This window comes from Streptomyces bauhiniae (assembly GCF_004784475.1).
GTDB classification, from domain to species: domain Bacteria; phylum Actinomycetota; class Actinomycetes; order Streptomycetales; family Streptomycetaceae; genus Streptomyces; species Streptomyces seoulensis.
Genome location: NZ_SRRT01000006.1, coordinates 496,450 through 516,087 on the forward strand (window position 1 = coordinate 496,450; position 19,638 = coordinate 516,087).

The following is a 19,638-nucleotide window of genomic DNA, read 5'->3' on the forward strand; positions in this document are numbered from 1 at the left end:
CGAACGGACCGACGTGCACGACAACGACAACGACAACGACAACGACAACCGAGCTTCACCGAAAGGAACTTGAGATGCGAGAAAAGGCCGGCAGGGCATGGGCGCTGCTGCGGGAGCGGTGCCGCAAGGACGCCGGAATGGTGACCTCCGAATACGCCATGGGAATCATCGCGGCGGTCGGATTCGCCTTGCTGCTTTACGAGGTCGTCACCAGCGGCCAGGTCAAGGCGGAGCTCCAGGGCATCGTGAAACGAGCGCTCAGTGCGCGCATGTGAACGAGGCGCGGACCGGGGGTTCGTGACGGCCGAGGCGGCCGTGGTGCTGTCGGTGCTGGTGGCGTTCACCATGGCGCTGGTCTGGGGGCTGCTCGCCGTGGCCGCCCAGATCCAGTGCGTGGACGCCGCCCGCACCGGGGCGCGGGCGGCCGCCCGCCAGGACCCGCCCGAAGCGGTGGTCCGGCTGGCCAGAGAAGCGGCACCGCGCGGGGCGACGGTCGGCGTCGCCCGCGAGGGCGAGCAGGTCCGCGTGACGGTGGTGGCGAAGCCGCCGGTGCTGACGGGGCTGCCGTTCGAGGTACGGGAGGAGGCCGTGGCCGCCGCCGAGGACGCGGTGGGGGCCGGAGAGGAGGGGCCATGAGGTGCGGGGAGGGTGACCGGGGTTCCGCGACCGTCTGGAGCCTCGGGGTGATCGCTCTGCTGTGCGTGGTGTTCGGCGCCGTACTCGGCCTGGGGCACGCGGTAGTCGTACGGCACCGGGCGGCCGGCGCGGCCGATCTGGCGGCGCTCGCGGCGGCGGACCACTGGTCCGAGGGCACGGAGGCGGCGTGCGACGCGGGTCGCCGGGTGGCGTCGGCCCAGGGTGCGCGGCTGGTGCGGTGCGCGATCGTCGGCGAGACCTCGGACGTGAGCGCGGGGTCGGGACACGGACCGTTCGCGGCGGAGGTACGGGCCAGGGCGGGACCTCCTGACCCGCCGGTCACGGAGACCCGGGCGCCCGCATCACAGGGCCCCAGCCCCTAGCTCAGCCCGCCTCCCCGGCCGCCTCCGCATCGGCCCCGGCCGCCTCCGCCCCGCCGGCCCCGGCCCCGTCCCCGCCGGACTCCCCCTCCTCCGGCGCCCCCCGCAACAGCGTCGTAAGCAGCCGTACCGCCCCCCGTTTGTGCAGCGGCTCGTTGCCGTTGCCGCACTTGGGGGACTGGATGCAGGACGGGCAGCCGGCCTCGCACTCGCAGGAGGCGATGGCCTCGCGGGTGGCCGTCAGCCAGGCGCGGGCGGTGTGGAAGGCGCGCTCGGCGAAGCCCGCCCCGCCGGGGTGGCCGTCGTAGACGAAGACCGTGGGGAGCAGCGTGTCGGGGTGCAGCGGGACCGAGACCCCGCCGATGTCCCAGCGGTCGCAGGTGGCGAAGAGGGGCAGCATGCCGATCGAGGCGTGTTCGGCGGCGTGGAGGGCGCCGCCGAGGATCTCCGGGTTGATCCGGGCCTCGTCGAGCTGGTCCTCGGTGACCGTCCACCACACCGCGCGGGTACGGAGCGTGCGCGGAGGGAGATCGAGTTTCGTCTCGCCCATCACCTCGCCGGTGATCAGGCGTCTGCGCAGGAAGGAGACCACTTGGTTGGTGACCTCGACCGAGCCGAGGCACAGCCGGCCGGAGCCCCACGGGATCTCCGTCTCCGTCTCCAGGACGGCGATGGACGTGGTGTCGCGGGCGGCGGTCGAATACGGCGGGTCGGCCTGTTCGACCAGGGCGACGGAGTCCTTCAGGTCGAGCGAGCGCACCAGGTAGGTGCGGCCCTGGTGGAGATGGACCGCGCCCTCGTGGACGGCGGAGTGCGCGGCCTCCGCGTCGACCGTGCCGAGCAGGCGTCCGGTGCCCTCCTCCACGATCTGCACCGGAGGCCCGCCGGTGCCCCGGATGTCGGTCAGGTCGGCGGCGCGTTCCCGGCGCGTCCAGTGCCAGGCGCGGGTGCGGCGGCGCAGCAGCTTCGCGGCCTCAAGCTGGCCCAGCACATCGGCGCTCACCGGGCCGAAGAGTTCGAGGTCGGCCTCGGTCAGCGGGATCTCGGCGGCGGCCGCGCACAGGTGCGGGGCGAGGACGTAGGGGTTGTCCGGGTCCAGGACCGTGGACTCCACCGGGCGGTCGAACAGGGCCTCCGGGTGGTGGACGAGATAGGTGTCCAGCGGATCGTCGCGGGCCACCAGGACCGCCAGCGCGCCCTGCCCGGAGCGCCCGGCGCGGCCCGCCTGCTGCCACAGGGAGGCACGGGTGCCCGGATAACCGGCGATCACCACCGCGTCCAGGCCGGAGATGTCCACGCCCAGCTCCAGGGCGGTGGTGGCGGCGAGGCCGAGGAGGTCGCCGGAGTGCAGGGCGCGTTCCAGGGCGCGGCGCTCCTCGGGGAGGTAGCCGCCGCGATAGGCGGCGACACGCCGGACCAGGGAGCGGTCGACCTCGGCGAGCCGTTCCTGCGCGATGACCGAGATCAGCTCGGCGCCGCGCCGGGAGCGGACGAAGGCGACCGAGCGCACGCCCTGCACGGTGAGGTCGGTCAGCAGGTCGGCGGTCTCGGCCGTGGCGGTGCGGCGCACCGGGGCGCCCTTCTCGCCGTGCAGCTCGGTGAGCGGGGGCTCCCAGAGGGCGAAGACGAGTTCCCCGCGGGGGGAGGCGTCGTCGGCGACCTCGACCACCGGCAGCCCGGTCAGCCGGCGGGCGGCGACCGAGGGCTCGGCGGCCGTGGCGGAGGCCAGCAGGAAGACGGGCGACGCGCCGTAGCGGGCGCACAGTCTGCGCAGCCGGCGCAGCACCTGGGCGACGTGCGAGCCGAAGACGCCCCGGTAGGTGTGGCACTCGTCGATCACGACGTACTTGAGCGACTTCAGGAAGGAGGACCAGCGGGGGTGGGAGGGCAGGATGCCCCGGTGCAGCATGTCGGGGTTGGTCAGGACGTAGTTGGCGTACTGCCGGACCCACTCGCGTTCCTCGAACGGGGTGTCGCCGTCGTAGACCGCGGGGCGCACCGCGTTGCCCAGGGGCGCGGCGAGTTCCCGTACCGCGCGGCACTGGTCGGCGGCCAGGGCCTTGGTGGGGGAGAGGTACAGGGCGGTGGCGCCCCGGCCGTTCGGCGCCTCGGACCCGTCCAGCAGGGCGGAGAGCACCGGCATCAGATAGGCCAGGGACTTGCCGGAGGCGGTGCCGGTGGCGACGACCACCGAGTCGCCGTCCAGGGCGTGCTCGGCGGCGATTGCCTGGTGGGCCCAGGGGTGCTCGATCCCGCGCTCCTGGACCGCCGCGATCACCTCGGCGCGAATCCGGTCCGGCCAGACGGCATGGCGGCCCGCGCGCGGGGGCAAGTGCTCCGTATGAGTGATGCGCGCGGACCTGCTCGGACCGGAGGCGAGCCGGTGCAGAACCGTCTCCGGAGACGGGCGGGACGCCGGGTCCGGCTGGGGGTGATCGGGTCGGTGATTCTTGGCCATCGGCACCGAGTGTGTCACCGGCTTGACGGACAATGGAGCCAAGGCGTCGTGCACACCTGCCGGTAAGTGATTGAATGCCATGGCGGCTGGCGAAGTGTTCCAAGGGCCGTAAGCCGGGATGTCCCGAGGGATGACCGCTCGATAGCAAGGTGCTGGAGGATTCGTGGACCTGTCCCTGTCGACCCGTACCGTCGGCGATCGTACGGTCGTCGAGGTCGGTGGCGAAATCGATGTGTACACCGCGCCCAAGCTGCGCGAGCAGTTGGTCGAGCTGGTGAACGACGGCAATTTCCACCTCGTCGTCGACATGGAGGGCGTGGACTTCCTCGACTCCACCGGGCTCGGCGTGCTGGTCGGTGGCCTGAAGCGGGTGCGTGCCCATGAGGGCTCGCTCCGTCTGGTCTGCAACCAGGAGCGCATTCTGAAGATTTTCCGTATCACCGGCCTCACCAAGGTGTTCCCGATCCACACCTCGGTCGAGGAAGCGGTGGCGGCCACCGACTGACCAGGGTCGTAAGCCGGGTCCGGGCTGCCTGTGCGGTCCGGGCGCCGGTTGACTCCGCCCCGGTGCCGTCAGCGGTCGGGGCGCGGAAGTTTCATCGTGGGGGTGCGGGCTTTCGGCGGCCCCGGCCCCGCACCGCACGCCCGTAGTACGCGAGGGGGATGCATGGCCACCGTCGAACTCCGCTTCAGCGCGCTGCCCGAGCACGTCCGGACCGCCCGTCTGGTGGCGGCCGCGGTGGCGCGCAGGGCCGGAGTGGACGAGGCCGTACTCGACGAGGTCCGCCTCGCGGTCGGTGAGGCGTGTTCCCGCGCGGTCGGACTCCACCAGAGCGTGGGCATCACCGCGCCGGTCAAGGTCGCGCTGATCGAGGAGGAGAAGCTCTTCTCCATCGAGGTCGGCGACGAGGCTCCGCACGCGGTGCCCGCCGAGCGGGTCGCGGGCGGCGCGGCCGCCGACGCGGACGTGGAGGCCGAGGAGGACGAGATGGGCCTCGCGGTCATCAGCGGCCTCGTGGACGACGTCGAGGTCACCACCGGTGAGAACGGCGGCCTGATCCGCATGTCCTGGCCGACCACCCCGCCGCCGACCGTACTGATCTGAACCGGGCGCCAAGCGCGCCGGACGACTTCCGAGGGGCCCTGCACCGCAGGGCCCCTCGCGTCGTTCCGGCCACTTTCGGCCGAACCGCCGGCCGCCCCGAATACGTGAAGGAATTCACGACCGGAAACCCCCGCAGATCGCGCCGGTGAAGGCGCGATCTTAAATGCCTCAGGGGCATTACTCCGTCCGGGTTTCGTGCTCTGGTCGTCTCCTCGATCGTTTGCTAAAGGGTTAGGGGCGGGCAATTCTGTTTACCGTGCCGGTCGGGATCACCATCGGGCAGCTACAAGTCCGTCCACAGCTTGAGCTCGGCCCAAGCGTCAAGGAGGACGAATGGCGGGGCTTCTCATCCCTGGTCAGGCGGGTCACTCCGCATCCAACTCCGCGTCCCTCGCGGCCGTCGTCCTCACCGACGGCAACCGCGCGCTGGTCGCCGTGATCGCGGCGGTGGCCCTTGCGGCACTGGTCGTCGCGGGCGTCCTGGTGCGCCAGGTGCTGTCGGCGGGCGAGGGCACCGCACGCATGCGGGAGATCGCGGAGGCGGTCCAGGAAGGCGCGAAGGCATATCTGGCGCGGCAGTTGCGCACCCTCGGCATTTTCGCCGTCGTGGTGTTCTTCCTGCTTCTGCTGCTTCCCGCCGACGACTGGAATCAGCGGGCCGGGCGCTCGGTGTTCTTCCTGATCGGCGCGGTTTTCTCGGCGGCCACCGGCTATATCGGCATGTGGCTCGCCGTACGCAGCAATGTGCGCGTCGCCGCGGCCGCCCGGGAGGCGACTCCGGGAGAGGGCGAGGCGGAAAAGGACCTCACCGTCGTCTCGCACAAGGCGATGAAGATCGCATTTCGCACCGGCGGCGTGGTCGGCATGTTCACCGTGGGACTCGGCCTGTTCGGCGCCTCCTGCGTGGTGCTGGTCTACGCGGCCGACGCGCCCAAGGTGCTGGAGGGATTCGGCCTGGGCGCCGCCCTGATCGCCATGTTCATGCGCGTCGGCGGCGGCATCTTCACCAAGGCCGCGGACGTCGGCGCCGACCTGGTCGGCAAGGTCGAGCAGGGCATCCCGGAGGACGACCCGCGCAACGCGGCGACCATCGCGGACAACGTGGGCGACAACGTCGGGGACTGCGCGGGCATGGCGGCCGACCTCTTCGAGTCGTACGCCGTCACCCTGGTGGCCGCGCTGATCCTCGGCAAGACCGCCTTCGGCGACGCCGGGCTCGCCTTCCCGCTGCTGGTCCCGGCGATCGGTGTCGTCACCGCGATGATCGGTATCTTCGCGGTCGCCCCGCGCCGCGCCGACCGCAGCGGGATGAGCGCCATCAACCGGGGCTTCTTCGTCTCCGCCGTGATCTCCCTCGCGCTGGTCGCGGTCGCCGTCTACGTCTATCTGCCCGGCCGCTACTCCGAGCTGGCCGGCGTGACCGACGCGGCGATCAGCGGCAAGGACGGCGACCCCCGGGTGCTGGCGCTGGTCGCCGTGGCCATCGGCATCCTGCTCGCGGCCGTCATCCAGCAGCTCACCGGCTACTTCACCGAGACCACCCGCCGCCCGGTCCGCGACGTCGGCCGCACCTCGCTGACCGGCCCCGCGACCGTCGTCCTCTCCGGCATCTCGCTGGGCCTGGAGTCCGCCGTCTACACCGCGCTGCTGATCGGCCTCAGCGTGTACGGGGCGTTCCTGCTCGGCGGCACCTCGATCATGCTGGCGCTGTTCGCGGTGGCGCTCGCCGGGACGGGGCTGCTGACCACGGTCGGGGTGATCGTCGCCATGGACACCTTCGGCCCGGTCTCCGACAACGCGCAGGGCATCGCCGAGATGTCCTCGGACGTGGAGGGCGCCGGCGCCCAGGTGCTCACCGACCTGGACGCGGTCGGCAACACCACCAAGGCCATCACCAAGGGCATCGCCATCGCCACCGCCGTTCTCGCGGCCGCGGCCCTCTTCGGCTCGTACCGGGACGCGATCACCACCGGCGTACAGGACGTGGGGGAGCGGCTCAGCGGACCGGGTTCACCGTTGACCCTGTCCATGGACATCTCCCAGCCCAACAACCTGGTCGGCCTGATCGCGGGCGCGGCCGTCGTCTTCCTCTTCTCCGGGCTCGCCATCAACGCCGTGTCGCGGTCGGCCGGTTCGGTGGTGTTCGAGGTGCGCCGGCAGTTCCGCGAGCGGCCGGGGATCATGGACTACACGGAGAAGCCCGAGTACGGCCGGGTCGTCGACATCTGCACCCGCGACGCCCTGCGCGAGCTGGCCACGCCCGGACTGCTCGCCGTGATGGCGCCGATCTTCATCGGGTTCACCCTCGGCGTCGGCGCCCTCGGTGCCTTCCTGGCCGGCGCGATCGGCGCGGGCACGCTGATGGCGGTGTTCCTCGCCAACTCCGGCGGCGCCTGGGACAACGCCAAGAAGCTGGTGGAGGACGGCCACCACGGCGGCAAGGGCAGCGACGCCCACGCGGCCACGGTGATCGGCGACACGGTCGGCGACCCCTTCAAGGACACCGCGGGCCCGGCCATCAACCCGCTGCTGAAGGTGATGAACCTGGTCGCCCTGCTCATCGCCCCCGCGGTGATCAAGTTCTCCTACGGAGGCAGCAGCAGCATGCTCGTCCGCGTCCTGGTCGCGGTGTTCGCGCTGCTGGTGATCGTCGTCGCGGTGTACGTGTCCAAGCGGCGCGGGATCGCGGTGGGGGACGAGGACGCGGGCGAGGTCTCCAACTCCACGCCCCCGGCGGTGGTTCCGTAAGCGAGGCACAACGGCGGGCGGACGGCGCGGGCTGACGCGTCGCCGCCCGCCCGCGTGCGTGGGGACACCCCGCACGGGCCCATCGGCCGTGAGCCTTCTCTCGCATGGTGCGAAGCACCGCAAAAGTCTGCTTATAGGGCATCGGTCGTGTGGATGGTCTCGTTCCGCCGTGTAGATTCCGGTGGCCGATAGCCATGGAAGGGACCGATCCGGTGAACAAGAAGCTCGCGGCCGCCCTGTCCGGCGGCGCGGTACTGATAACGGCGCTGACGGGATGCGGCAGCGACGGCGGCGGCCCCGACCCCAAGCTGGGTGTCTGGGCGAAGAAGGTGTGCGACGCGGTGCCCGCGCAGTACACCAAGATCAAGGCGGCCAACGCCGGGATCGCCAAGATCGCCAGCGACAGCGACCTCCCGCCCAAGACGGCGAAGGAGACGTACGCGCAGGCGTTCCAGGACATGTCCGACGGCTACAAGGCCATCGCCACCGCCATCAACGACGCCGGTGCGCCCCCCGGGGTCGACGGCGGGGCCAAGCGGCAGCAGGACGCGGTCAAGAACCTCAACAGCCTGGCCACCTCCTACGCCGACCTCAAGAAGAAGGTCGACGGGCTGGACACCAAGGACCAGGGCAAGTTCGCCAAGGGCCTGCACGAGGTCGCCGACCAGACCAAGGAGATCGGCCGCCAGAGCAGCAGCGGCACCGAGGCCCTGAAGCGCCTGGAGCAGGGCGACGTCAAGGAGGCCATCGCCGAGCAGCAGAGCTGCAAGGTCTCCGCCTCGGCGCCGCCCGCCGCCAAGAGCTGACGCCACTCGCGCGGACGGCCGGGCACGGCGCGGCGGGCCACAATGGGGGCGTGACTGACTCCGGCTCCGCCCCCCTGCCCGCCACCGACCGGCCCGAGGCGGCCGCCCGCCTGCGCGACGCCCTGCTGTCCGCCTCCTTCACCGCGGACGGCCTGCTCGACCTGCTCGGCGCCCCCGCCTACGCGGCGCTCGCCCGCAGCGAGACCGTGCCCGCCCTGCGCGCGACCCGCGGCGACACGCCGCTGGAGGCCCTGGTCCGGCTGTTCCTGCTCCAGCAGCCGGTGCCCCGCGCCCGCCTGACGGACGTACTGCCCGTCGAGGACGCGGTGGACGCCGGGTGGCTCAAGGCCGTGGGCGGCGACGAGCTGGCCGCCACCGTCGACGTCCGCCCCTACGGCGGGCCCGACGGCGAGGACTGGTTCATCGTGTCCGACCTCGGCTGCGCGGTCGGCGGGGCGGGCGGCATCGGCAGCCGGGACGAGGACGTGGTCCTCGGCGTCGGCGGCGCCTCCACCACGCTGGCCGGCATCACCGTGCGCACCCCCGTCGCCGCCGCGCTCGACCTCGGCACCGGCTCCGGCATCCAGGCGCTGCACGCCGCCCAGCACGCGACCCGGGTCACCGCCACCGACCTCAACCCGCGCGCCCTGCACATCACCGCGCTCACCCTCGCCCTCTCCGGCGCGCCCGCCGCGACCCTGCGCGAGGGCTCACTGTTCGAACCGGTCAAGGACGACGAGACGTTCGACCTGATCGTGTCCAACCCGCCCTTCGTCATCTCGCCCGGCGCCCGGCTCACCTACCGTGACGGCGGGATGAGCGGGGACGATCTGTGCCGCTCGCTCGTTCAGCAGGCGGGGGACAGGCTGAACGAGGGCGGGTTCGCGCAGTTCCTCGCCAACTGGCAGCACGTGGAGGGGGAGGACTGGCAGGACCGGGTGCGCTCCTGGGTACCGCGCGGGTGCGACGCGTGGATCGTGCAGCGCGAGGTCCAGGACATCACGCAGTACGCCGAGCTGTGGCTCAGGGACGCCGGGGACCACCGCGAGGACCGGGCGGAGTACCAGTCGCTCTACGACGCGTGGCTGGACGAGTTCGAGGCGCGCAAGGTGAAGGCGGTCGGCTTCGGCTGGATCACCCTGCGCCGCACGGGCTCGGCCGAGCCCTCCGTCACCGTGGAGGAGTGGCCGCACCCCGTCGAGCAGCCGCTCGGCGACACCATCCGGGACCACTTCGAGCGCCTCGACCACCTGCGCGCGCACGACGACGCGGCCCTGCTGGAGGGCCACTTCAGGCTGGCCGCCGAGGTCGTGCAGGAGCAGGTCGGCCTGCCCGGCGCCGAGGACCCCGAGCATGTGGTGCTCCGTCAGCACCGGGGCATGCGCCGGGCGACGAAGGTGGACACCATCGGCGCGGGCTTCGCGGGCGTGTGCGACGGCTCGCTGAGCGCGGGCGTCATCCTGGACGCCATCGCCCAGCTCGTCGGCGAGGACCCCGTGGTGCTGCGCGACCGTACGCCCGCGCAGATCCGGCTGCTGGTGGAGCAGGGCTTCCTGGAACCGCTGGGCTGAGCCGCGCCGGGGCGGACACGTCGGCTGATCCGGTTGTCGTACCCGGCGTACCCGGTCCGGTGGACGGGCCGCCGGATCATCGTCGTATGCCGGGGGCACGGCGCGGAACGGCAAAAAGGCCGGAAAGTGATGTGTGCCGTCCCGACGGCGACAGAGGCGGCCCCGTCCGTTCATCCCGCCGTCGCCCCGCCGTCCACCGGGCGTGGCAGCCTCCCCGCGCTGGAGAGTTGCGGACCGCGCCCGGGCGCGCGGGAGGGGCGGACGGATCATGGAGAGCGTGCCTGCGGTGTTCGCGGGAGCGGTGTTCGCGCTGTTCGGAGGGGCTCTGATGGTGTGGACCGGGGTGCGGGTGCGCCGCGCCGAACCGGTCGCCGCCGGTGTGAACCGGGTCGCATCCGCGGTGTTCGCGACGGCCGCCGCACTCGTCTCGCTGGGACTGGCCGCGTACTGCCTGACGCGTCCCTGACCGCGTGGGCCGGGTCGGCGCGGCGGCGGCCGGAGCGGAGGGCTCCGGGCATGGGGTGAGCGTTCGGCGGGTACTCCGGGCGGCAGGAATGGCGGTAGTCGGGTTACCGTTCGAGTGGCCGTTGTGGGCTTTTCCCGTTTGACACGGGGGCGGGATGTACCGTCACACTCCGCAGCGTCACACCAGCCACCGCACGCCGCGACCCCAGGGACGAGCGCCCGGGGGAGGACCCCAGCGCCGACCGGAGAGAAGAGCGAAGTTGTCCCCGACCAGCGAGACCGCACAGGGCGGCCGCCGACTCGTCATCGTCGAGTCGCCTGCCAAGGCGAAGACGATCAAGGGCTACCTCGGCCCCGGATACGTAGTCGAGGCGAGCGTCGGGCACATCCGGGACCTTCCCAGCGGCGCCGCCGAGGTGCCGGAGAAGTACACCGGTGAGGTCCGCCGCCTCGGTGTGGACGTGGAACACGACTTCGCGCCGATCTATGTCATCAACGCGGACAAGAAGGCCCAGGTCAAGAAGCTCCGGGACCTGATGAAGGACTCCGTCGAGCTCTTCCTCGCCACCGATGAGGACCGCGAGGGCGAGGCCATCGCCTGGCACCTCCAGGAAGTCCTCAAGCCGAAGATCCCCGTCAAGCGGATGGTCTTCCACGAGATCACCAAGGACGCGATCCGCGAGGCCGTCGCCAACCCGCGCGAGCTGAACAAGAAGCTGGTCGACGCCCAGGAGACCCGCCGCATCCTCGACCGCCTCTACGGGTACGAGGTCTCGCCGGTCCTGTGGAAGAAGGTCATGCCGAAGCTGTCGGCGGGCCGGGTCCAGTCCGTCGCCACCCGGCTCATCGTGGAGCGCGAGCGTGAGCGCATCGCCTTCCGCTCCGCCGAGTACTGGGACCTGACCGGCACCTTCGCCACCGGCCGCGCCGGTGACGCCTCGGACCCGTCCTCGCTGGTCGCCCGCCTGCAGAGCGTCGACGGCCGGCGTGTCGCCCAGGGCCGCGACTTCGACTCGCTCGGCCGGCTCAAGAGCGCCAACACCCTCCACCTCGACGAGGGAGGCGCCCGCGCGCTCGCCGCCGCCCTGGAGACCACCCGGTTCTCCGTGCGCTCGGTGGAGTCCAAGCCGTACCGCCGCTCGCCGTACGCCCCGTTCCGTACGACGACCCTCCAGCAGGAGGCCAGCCGCAAGCTCGGCTTCGGCGCGAAGGCGACCATGCAGGTCGCCCAGAAGCTGTACGAGAACGGCTACATCACGTACATGCGTACCGACTCCACGACCCTGAGCGAGACGGCCATCGGCGCCGCCCGCGCCCAGGTCACGCAGTTGTACGGGGCCGACTACCTCCCGCCGCAGCCGCGCTCCTACGCGGGCAAGGTCAAGAACGCGCAGGAGGCGCACGAGGCGATCCGTCCCTCCGGCGACCGCTTCCGCACCCCCGCCGAGACCGGCCTGACCGGCGACCAGTTCAAGCTGTACGAGCTGATCTGGAAGCGCACCGTCGCCTCCCAGATGAAGGACGCGACCGGCAACAGCGTGACCGTCAAGATCGGCGGTACCTCCGCCGACGGCCGGGACGTCGAGTTCAGCGCCTCCGGCAAGACGATCACCTTCCACGGCTTCCTCAAGGCGTACGTCGAGGGCGCCGACGACCCCAACGCCGAGCTGGACGACCGCGAGCGCCGGCTGCCCCAGGTCTCCGAGGGCGACCCGCTGGCCGCCGACGAGATCACGGTCGACGGCCACGCCACCAAGGCCCCGGCCCGCTACACCGAGGCGTCCCTGGTCAAGGAGCTGGAGGAGCGCGAGATCGGCCGCCCGTCGACCTACGCGTCGATCATCGGCACGATCCTGGACCGCGGCTACGTCTTCAAGAAGGGCACGGCCCTGGTGCCGTCCTTCCTGTCCTTCGCCGTGGTCAACCTGCTGGAGAAGCACTTCGGCCGGCTCGTCGACTACGACTTCACCGCCCGCATGGAGGACGACCTCGACCGCATCGCGCGCGGCGAGGCCCAGTCCGTGCCGTGGCTCAGGCGCTTCTACTTCGGCGAGGGCCTGGACACCGGCGCCGCCGCCGACGCGGGCAACGGCGACGGCGACCACCTCGGCGGCCTGAAGGAACTCGTCACCGACCTGGGCGCCATCGACGCCCGCGAGGTCTCCTCCTTCCCGGTCGGCGACGGCATCGTGCTGCGCGTCGGCCGCTACGGCCCGTACATCGAGCGGGGCGAGAAGGACACCGAGCAGCACCAGCGCGCGGACGTCCCCGAGGACCTGGCGCCGGACGAGCTGACCGTGGAGCTGGCCGAGGAACTGCTGGCCAAGCCCAGCGGCGACTTCGAGCTGGGCACCGACCCGGCCAGCGGCCACCAGATCATCGCCAAGGACGGCCGTTACGGCCCCTACGTCACCGAGGTGCTCCCCGAGGGCACCCCGAAGACCGGCAAGAACGCGGTCAAGCCGCGCACGGCGTCGCTCTTCAAGTCCATGGCCCTCGACACGGTCACGCTCGAGGACGCCCTGAAACTGATGTCGCTGCCCCGCGTGGTCGGCACCGACGCCGAGGGCGTGGAGATCACCGCGCAGAACGGCCGCTACGGCCCGTACCTGAAGAAGGGCACGGACTCGCGCTCGCTCACGGCGGAGGAGCAGCTCTTCACGATCACGCTGGAGGAGGCGCTGGCGATCTACGCCCAGCCCAAGCAGCGTGGCCGGGCGGCCGCCAAGCCGCCGCTGAAGGAGCTGGGCGAGGACCCGGTCTCCGGCAAGCCGGTCGTGGTCAAGGACGGCCGCTTCGGTCCGTACGTCACCGACGGGGAGACCAACGCCACGCTGCGCTCCGGCGACAGTGTGGAGGAGATCACCCCCGAGCGCGGCTTCGAGCTGCTCGCCGAGAAGCGGGCGAAGGGGCCCGCCAAGAAGACGGCGAAGAAGGCCACGGCCAAGAAGACGGCCCCGGCGAAGAAGACCGCCGCCAAGAAGACGGCGGCCAAGAAGACGACGGCGGCCGCCAAGAAGACCACGGCGAAGAAGACGACCGCCAAGAAGACGACGGCGGCCAAGGCGACGGGCTCCGGCTCGGAGGACTGATCCCCCTCGCCCTCTTCCGCGTTCGCGAACACCCCGGTACCGGCCTCGGTACCGGGGTGTTCCGCGCTCCGGCGTGCGCCCCTTAGGGGATCAAGGAGTGAGGGTCAGGGAAGGGGTGGGGACAAGGGGGGCATGGGGGTGGGTGGCTGCGGATAGGCTGAACGCATGACGCGAGCCGAGCAGCCAACGGCCCCCAATCCAGCACCGGACGACGCCCTCGTCGCGGATTCCCGCGAGCGCGCCGTCCGTTCACTGCTGCGCCGACCCGACCTGCGCCGCCTCTGGAGCGCGCAGCTCGTGAGTGGCGTCGGTGACGCCCTCGCGCTGCTCGTGCTGGTGGTGCTCGTCCTCCAGGCGGCGGTCACCCAGGGCTCCTTCGGCGGCGGCTACCGGGGCGCGGCGTTCGCAGTGGCGACGGTCTTCGGCGCCCGGGTGCTGGCCACCGTGCTCTTCGGCGCCGTCCTGCTCGGTCCGCTGACCACGCTCACCGCCCCGGACGGCCCGCTCGACCGGCGCTGGACCATGGTCGGCGCCGACGGCGCGCGGGCCGCGCTGCTGATCGTGGCGCCCCTGTGGATCGACTGGACGCCGGGCAACGCCCTGACCGTCCTGCTGGCCACCGCCTTCGTCACCGGCATCGCCGAGCGGCTGTGGACGGTGTGCCGGGAGAGCGCGGCCCCCGCGCTGCTGCCCGCCCCGCCCCCGGAGGGCGCGTCGGTGCGGCCGCTGCCGGACCACCTGGACGCGCTGCGCCGTCTGTCGCTGCGCACCGGCTTCGTGGCGCTGCCGCTGGCCGCCGCCGCCCTGGTCACCGCCTCCCTCTTCAACAACCTGCTGGGCACCGGCATCGCCTGGTTCGACCAGCACCACGCGGCCCTCGCTGCCTATGTCGCCGCCGGCCTGTTCGCCGCCTCGGTGTCCGTGCTGACCGCCCTGAAGCTGCCCGGCACGCGCACCCCGCGCCCGCGCTCCCCGCTGGAGGGCCTGCGCCGCCCGCGTTCCGGCTCCGGCGTGGACAAGGGCCGCACGGGCGCCGTGCTGCCGCTGGTCGTCGCCTGCGCCGCGGTGGCCGGTGCCATCTCCGCCGCCGTCGCGGTGTGCGTGCTGCACGCCTCCGACCTGGGCGGCGGCCCGGTGCTCTACGGCCTGCTGGTGCTGGGCCTGACCGGCGGTGTCGGCGTCGGCATCCGTACCGCGCCCGCGCTGCTGCCCTCGCTGTCCCGGCGCCGGCTGCTCGCGCTGGCCATCGCGCTCACCGGCATCGCCCTGCTGGCCGCCGGACTCGTCCCGGACGTCACCACCGTCCTGCTGATCCTCACCCTGGCCGGTGTCGGCGCGGGCATCTCCGCCAACACCGGGCACGCCCTGCTCGACCAGGAGACCGAGGACTCCCGCCGTACCCGGATCACCGAGCACCTGCACGCCGTCGTCCGGGTCTTCATGGCGCTCGGCGCCCTGATCGCCCCGGTCGTCGCCGGGCTCATCGGCCGGCACCGGCTGGAGAACGGCCGCTTCGTCTTCGCGCACGGCGGTGCCTCGTTCACCCTGATGCTGGTCGGCGCGCTGCTGCTGCCGGTGGCCGTGCTGGTCCTCGCCAAGGTCGACGACCGCTCGGGCATCCCGCTGCGCCAGGACATCAAGGACGCCCTGCTCGGCGGCGACGATCCGGTCACCGCCCCCGCGGGGAACGGTTTCTTCATCTCCCTGGAGGGCGGCGACGGCGCGGGCAAGTCCACCCAGGCCGAGGCGCTCGCCGAGTGGATTCGCGCCAAGGGCCACGAGGTGGTCCTCACCCGCGAGCCCGGCGCCACCCCGGTGGGCAAGCGGCTCCGCTCGATCCTGCTGGACGTCTCCGAGGCGGGCCTGTCGCACCGCGCGGAGGCGCTGCTGTACGCCGCCGACCGCGCCGAGCACGTCGACACCGTCGTACGCCCCGCCCTGGAGCGCGGCGCGGTCGTCATCTCGGACCGGTACATCGACTCCTCCGTCGCCTACCAGGGCGCCGGGCGGGACCTGTCGCCGACCGAGATCGCCCGGATCAACCGCTGGGCCACCGGCGGTCTCGTCCCGCATCTGACCGTCCTGCTGGACGTGCCGCCGGAGGTCGCGCGGGAGCGCTTCACCGAGGCGCCGGACCGGCTGGAGTCGGAGCCGGCCGAGTTCCACGCGCGCGTGCGGGCCGGTTTCCTCACCCTTGCCGCCGCCGACCCCGGCCGCTACCTGGTCGTGGACGCGGGCCAGGAGTCCGAGGGCGTCACCAGCGTGATCCGGCACCGGCTCGACACCGTGCTGCCGCTCTCCGAGGCCGAGATCAAGGCCCAGGAGGAGGCGCGGAAGCAGGCCGAGGAGGAGGCCCGCCGCAAGGCCGAGGCCGAGGCCGCCCGCAAGGCCGAGGAGGAGCGCGTCGCGCGTGAGCGTGCCGAGCAGCTCGCCCGGCTGCGGGCCGAGGAGGAGGAGCGCAAGCGCCGCGAGCTGGAGGAGGCGCAGCGCCGCGAGGCCGAACGCCAGGAGGAGGAGGCCCGGCGCCGCGCCGAGGAGGCGCACCGCCGTGCCGAGGAGGAGCGTCAGCGGCTCCTCACCGAGGAGAAGGCCCGCGCCGAAGAGGAGGCCCGCCGCAGGGCCGAGGAGGAGCGGCGCCGCAAGCAGGCCGAGGAGGAGGCCCGGCAGCGTGCCGAGGCCGAGGCCCTGCGCCTGGAGAAGCAGCGCAAGGCCGAGGACGCGCTGCTGCGCGCCGAGGAGGCCCGCAGGCGCGCGGCGGAGGCCGCAGCCGCGGCCGACACCGCGGCCCGCAAGCCGTCCGAGCGCGAGCGCGCCGTCCCGGACGCCCCGGCGCCCCGCGCGGGCGACGACACGGCCGTACTGCGCCCGGTGCGCGACGGCGGCTCCGAGGCCGAGGTGACGGCCGAGCTGCCGCAGCCGCCCGCCCCGCAGGGCGCGGCCGACGAGACGGCGCTGCTGCCGAAGTTCTCCGACCGGGACGCCGACGAGACCGCCGTACTGCCCCCGGTGAGCCCCGCCGAGGAGACGGCCGTCCTGCCGCCGGTCCGCGACGACGCGGAGGACCGCACCCGCGAGATCCCGCAGCTCGGTGCCGACGGCAAGCCCCGGCGCCCGCGCCCCGACTGGGCCGAGGAGACCCCGCTGGACGATCTGCCGTCGCTCGCGGACGAACTCCTCGGGTCCTACGACGAGCACGACGAGCGCGACCGGCACGACGACGGCGGCCGGCGCGGCCGGGGCCGGCGTAGCTGACGAAGGCGGGATCAGGGGCGGTGTCCACCGGGCGCTTCGGCGTCGCGGCGGGCGCCGCCCTTCGCCGTGCGGGCGGCATTGTCGGTGGCCCCCCGCACAATGGACGACGGAACACGAAGTGACGGAAAGGGCGGCGTGACCCATGAGCGTCTGGGACGACCTCGTCGGGCAGGAGAAGGTGAGCGCGGCGCTGGAGGCGGCCGCGCGGGACGCCGACGCGCTCGTCACCGCCGCCGCGGCCGACCAGCCGCCGCCCGAGACGTCGAAGATGACCCACGCCTGGCTGTTCACCGGCCCGCCCGGCGCGGGCCGCAACCAGGCGGCGCGCGCCTTCGCCGCCGCCCTCCAGTGCGTGAGCCCCGACCGCGCCCTCGGCGGCACCCCCGGCTGCGGCTTCTGCGACGGCTGCCACACCGCGCTGCTCGGCACCCACGCGGACGTGTCCTCGGTCGCGGCCGTGGGCGCGGAGATCCTGGTCAAGGACATGCGGGACACGGTCCGCAAGTCGTACACCAGCCCGGCGAACGGCCGCTGGCAGATCATCCTGGTCGAGGACGCCGAGCGGCTGAACGAGAAGTCGGCGAACGCCGTCCTCAAGGCCGTCGAGGAGCCCGCCCCGCGCACCGTGTGGCTGCTGTGCGCGCCGTCCATCGAGGACGTGCTGCCGACCATCCGCTCCCGTTGCCGCCACCTGAACCTGCGCACCCCGCCGGTCGCGGCCGTCGCCGACATGCTGGTGCGCCGCGACGGCGTGGAGCCCGAGGTCGCCGCGGCCGCCGCCCGCGCCACCCAGGGGCACGTCGACCGTGCCCGGCGTCTGGCCACCGACCCCGAGGCCCGCCGTCGCCGCGCCTCGGTGCTGAAGCTGCCGCTGCGCGTCGAGGAGGTCGGCGGCTGCCTCAAGGCCGCCCAGGAGCTGGTGGACGCCGCCGCCGAGGACGCCAAGCAGCTCGCCGAGGAGATGGACGGCAAGGAGACCGACGAGCTGAAGGCCGCGCTCGGCGCCGCCCAGGGCGGACGGCTGCCGCGCGGTACGGCCGGGGTGATGAAGGACCTGGAGGACATGCAGAAGCGGCGCCGCACCCGCACCCAGCGCGACAGCCTCGACGTCGCCCTGGGCGACCTCACCGGCTTCTACCGTGACGTCCTCGCCCTCCAGCTCGGCTCCCGCGTCGCCATCGCCAACGAGGACGCCGAGGACGCCCTCCAGCGGATCGCCGGCGCGGGCTCCCCGGAGTCCACCCTGCGCCGTATCGAGGCCATCGCCGCCTGCCGCGACGCCCTGGACCGCAATGTGGCCCCGCTGCTGGCGGTGGAGGCGATGACGATGGCCCTGCGCGCGGGATGAGCGTGGGGTGACGCCACGACTTGGACCCAGAGCACACGGAACGTCGCGCAGCGTTACGCTCGCCTGATGGACACCAGGCCCTCCTCGCCCCCGCCCGCCCGGCCGCCGCTGGCGCGCCGCCCGTTCCGGCCGCTGGCCGCCCCCCGCGCCACGGCCCGGACGGTGGCCGCCCTGCTCGCGGCGTCCGCGCTGTTCGTGTCCGGCTGCGGAGCGGGCGGTACGGGCTCGGACGGCACGGTGGCGGCGGCGCTGGCCGCGCTGCCGATGTCGACCCCGTCGGCGCTGTCGCCGTACTACACGCAGAAGCTGAGCTGGCGGGAGTGCGGCGCCCCCGGCTTCGAGTGCGCCACGATGAAGGTGCCGCTCGACTACGACAAGCCCGCTTCCGGCGACATCAAGCTGGCCGTCGCCCGCAAGAAGGCCACCGGCAAGGGCAAGCCGCTCGGCTCCCTGCTGGTGAACCCGGGCGGTCCGGGCGGCTCCGCGATCGGCTACCTCCAGCAGTACGCCGGCATCGGCTACCCCGCCGAGGTCCGCGCCCGCTACGACATGGTCGCCGTCGACCCGCGCGGGGTGGCCCGCAGCGAGCCCGTGGAATGCCTCGACGGCCGCCAGATGGACACGTTCACGCAGACGGACATGACCCCGGACGACGCCAAGGAGACGGACGCCCTGGTCGGCGCCGACCGGACGTTCGCGGAGGGCTGCGGGGAGCACTCCGCGAAGCTGCTCCGGCACGTCTCCACCGTCGAGGCGGCCCGCGACATGGACGTCCTGCGCGAAGTGCTCGGCGACAAGAAGCTGAACTACGTGGGCGCGTCGTACGGCACGTTCCTCGGCGCGACCTACGCCGGGCTGTTCCCGCACCGCACCGGCCGGCTGGTGCTGGACGGCGCGATGGACCCCTCGCTGGACGCCCGGCAGATCAACCTGGACCAGACGGCGGGCTTCGAGACGGCGTTCCAGGCGTTCTCGGCGGACTGCGTCAAGCAGGCCGACTGCCCGCTGGACGGCAAGGACGCGACCCCCGCGCAGGTCGGCGACCGCCTGGAGAAGTTCTTCCGCGCGCTCGACGCCCACCCGATCCCGGCCGGCGACGCGGACGGCCGCCGCCTGACCGAGTCGCTGGCGACCATCGGCGTGATCGCGGCGATGTACGACGAGAGCACCTGGGAGCAGCTCCGCGAGGCGCTGGACTCCGCGATGGACGAGAACGACGGCGCGGGCCTGCTGGCCCTGTCCGACAGCTACTACGAGCGCGACGCCCGCGGCCACTACAGCAACCTGATGATGGCCAACTCGGCCGTGAACTGCCTCGACCTGCCGCCCGCCTTCGAGAGCCCGGAGCAGGTGGAGCAGGCGCTGCCGCGGTTCGAGAAGGCGTCCCCGGTGTTCGGCCCGAGCCTGGCCTGGTCCTCCCTGAACTGCACGTACTGGCCGGTCAAGGCCACCGGCGAGCCGCACCGCATCGAGGCGAAGGGCGCGGCGCCCATCGTGGTCGTCGGCACCACCCGCGACCCGGCGACCCCCTACCGCTGGGCCCAGTCCCTCTCCCGCCAGCTCTCCTCGGGCCGCCTCCTCACCTACGAGGGCGACGGCCACACCGCCTACGGCCGCGGCAGCTCCTGCGTCGACTCCGCGATCAACACCTACCTCCTCCACGGCACCCCGCCGGCCCCCGGCAAACGCTGCACCTGACCCCCCCCCGTACCGGGCCCCCACGGACCGGGGGCCCGGTACGAACCACCCCTCGAACCTGTGTAGACTTACCGACGTT

14 protein-coding genes are annotated in these 19,638 nt (G+C 72.8%); 13 read left to right on the top strand and 1 reads right to left on the bottom strand.

Annotated features, from left to right (window positions below; genetic code table 11):
• Positions 1–74: 74 nt before the first annotated feature.
• From E5083_RS22110 to E5083_RS22120, 3 genes are read left to right on the top strand one after another with little or no spacing between them, the layout of a single operon-like run.
• Complete coding sequence (locus E5083_RS22110) at positions 75–275, top strand: DUF4244 domain-containing protein (RefSeq protein ID WP_086690392.1); 201 nt, start codon at positions 75–77, stop codon at positions 273–275.
• Positions 276–297: 22 nt separating this feature from the next.
• The gene (locus E5083_RS22115; protein ID WP_135787418.1) at positions 298–636 is read left to right on the top strand and encodes a TadE family type IV pilus minor pilin; all 339 of its coding nucleotides are present in this window, start codon (positions 298–300) and stop codon (positions 634–636) included.
• Positions 633–1,019, top strand: a complete 387-nt coding sequence (locus E5083_RS22120; protein WP_135787419.1) for an Rv3654c family TadE-like protein — start codon at positions 633–635, stop codon at positions 1,017–1,019. Before E5083_RS22115 ends, E5083_RS22120 begins: the two co-directional genes overlap by 4 nt.
• A 1-nt stretch (position 1,020) precedes the next feature.
• Here E5083_RS22120 and E5083_RS22130 read toward each other — a convergent pair whose 3' ends face one another.
• Positions 1,021–3,555, bottom strand: coding sequence for a DEAD/DEAH box helicase (locus tag E5083_RS22130; protein ID WP_244317609.1), 2,535 nt, complete (start codon positions 3,553–3,555; stop codon positions 1,021–1,023).
• 82 nt (positions 3,556–3,637) lie between these two features.
• On the opposite strand from E5083_RS22130, the gene bldG reads away from it, so the two are divergent.
• The 10 genes from bldG to E5083_RS22180 all read left to right on the top strand — a co-directional run bounded on the left by bldG (position 3,638) and on the right by E5083_RS22180 (position 19,559).
• Positions 3,638–3,979 carry an anti-sigma factor antagonist BldG gene (gene bldG, locus E5083_RS22135; protein WP_010986038.1) on the top strand — a complete coding sequence of 114 codons (342 nt, stop codon included), beginning with the start codon at positions 3,638–3,640 and terminating at the stop codon, positions 3,977–3,979.
• Between the two features lie 162 nt (positions 3,980–4,141).
• The gene (locus E5083_RS22140) at positions 4,142–4,579 is read left to right on the top strand and encodes an ATP-binding protein (RefSeq protein WP_135787420.1); all 438 of its coding nucleotides are present in this window, start codon (positions 4,142–4,144) and stop codon (positions 4,577–4,579) included.
• A 333-nt stretch (positions 4,580–4,912) separates the two neighbouring features.
• Positions 4,913–7,327 (top strand): sodium-translocating pyrophosphatase, encoded by a 2,415-nt coding sequence (locus E5083_RS22145; RefSeq protein WP_135787421.1) that lies wholly within the window; start codon positions 4,913–4,915, stop codon positions 7,325–7,327.
• A 194-nt stretch (positions 7,328–7,521) separates the two neighbouring features.
• Positions 7,522–8,133 carry a small secreted protein gene (locus tag E5083_RS22150; protein WP_208754119.1) on the top strand — a complete coding sequence of 204 codons (612 nt, stop codon included), beginning with the start codon at positions 7,522–7,524 and terminating at the stop codon, positions 8,131–8,133.
• Between the two features lie 50 nt (positions 8,134–8,183).
• Complete coding sequence (locus tag E5083_RS22155; protein ID WP_135787422.1) at positions 8,184–9,704, top strand: DUF7059 domain-containing protein; 1,521 nt, start codon at positions 8,184–8,186, stop codon at positions 9,702–9,704.
• A gap of 268 nt (positions 9,705–9,972) precedes the next feature.
• Complete coding sequence (locus E5083_RS22160; RefSeq protein WP_135787423.1) at positions 9,973–10,170, top strand: hypothetical protein; 198 nt, start codon at positions 9,973–9,975, stop codon at positions 10,168–10,170.
• A gap of 259 nt (positions 10,171–10,429) precedes the next feature.
• Complete coding sequence (topA, locus tag E5083_RS22165; RefSeq protein ID WP_135787424.1) at positions 10,430–13,261, top strand: type I DNA topoisomerase; 2,832 nt, start codon at positions 10,430–10,432, stop codon at positions 13,259–13,261.
• Between the two features lie 165 nt (positions 13,262–13,426).
• On the top strand, positions 13,427–16,513 hold the full coding sequence (tmk, locus tag E5083_RS22170) for a dTMP kinase (protein ID WP_135787425.1): 3,087 nt from the start codon (positions 13,427–13,429) through the stop codon (positions 16,511–16,513).
• A gap of 142 nt (positions 16,514–16,655) precedes the next feature.
• On the top strand, positions 16,656–17,861 hold the full coding sequence (locus E5083_RS22175; RefSeq protein WP_135787426.1) for a DNA polymerase III subunit delta': 1,206 nt from the start codon (positions 16,656–16,658) through the stop codon (positions 17,859–17,861).
• A 66-nt stretch (positions 17,862–17,927) separates the two neighbouring features.
• Positions 17,928–19,559, top strand: a complete 1,632-nt coding sequence (locus E5083_RS22180) for an alpha/beta hydrolase (protein ID WP_135787427.1) — start codon at positions 17,928–17,930, stop codon at positions 19,557–19,559.
• Positions 19,560–19,638 lie beyond the last annotated feature (79 nt).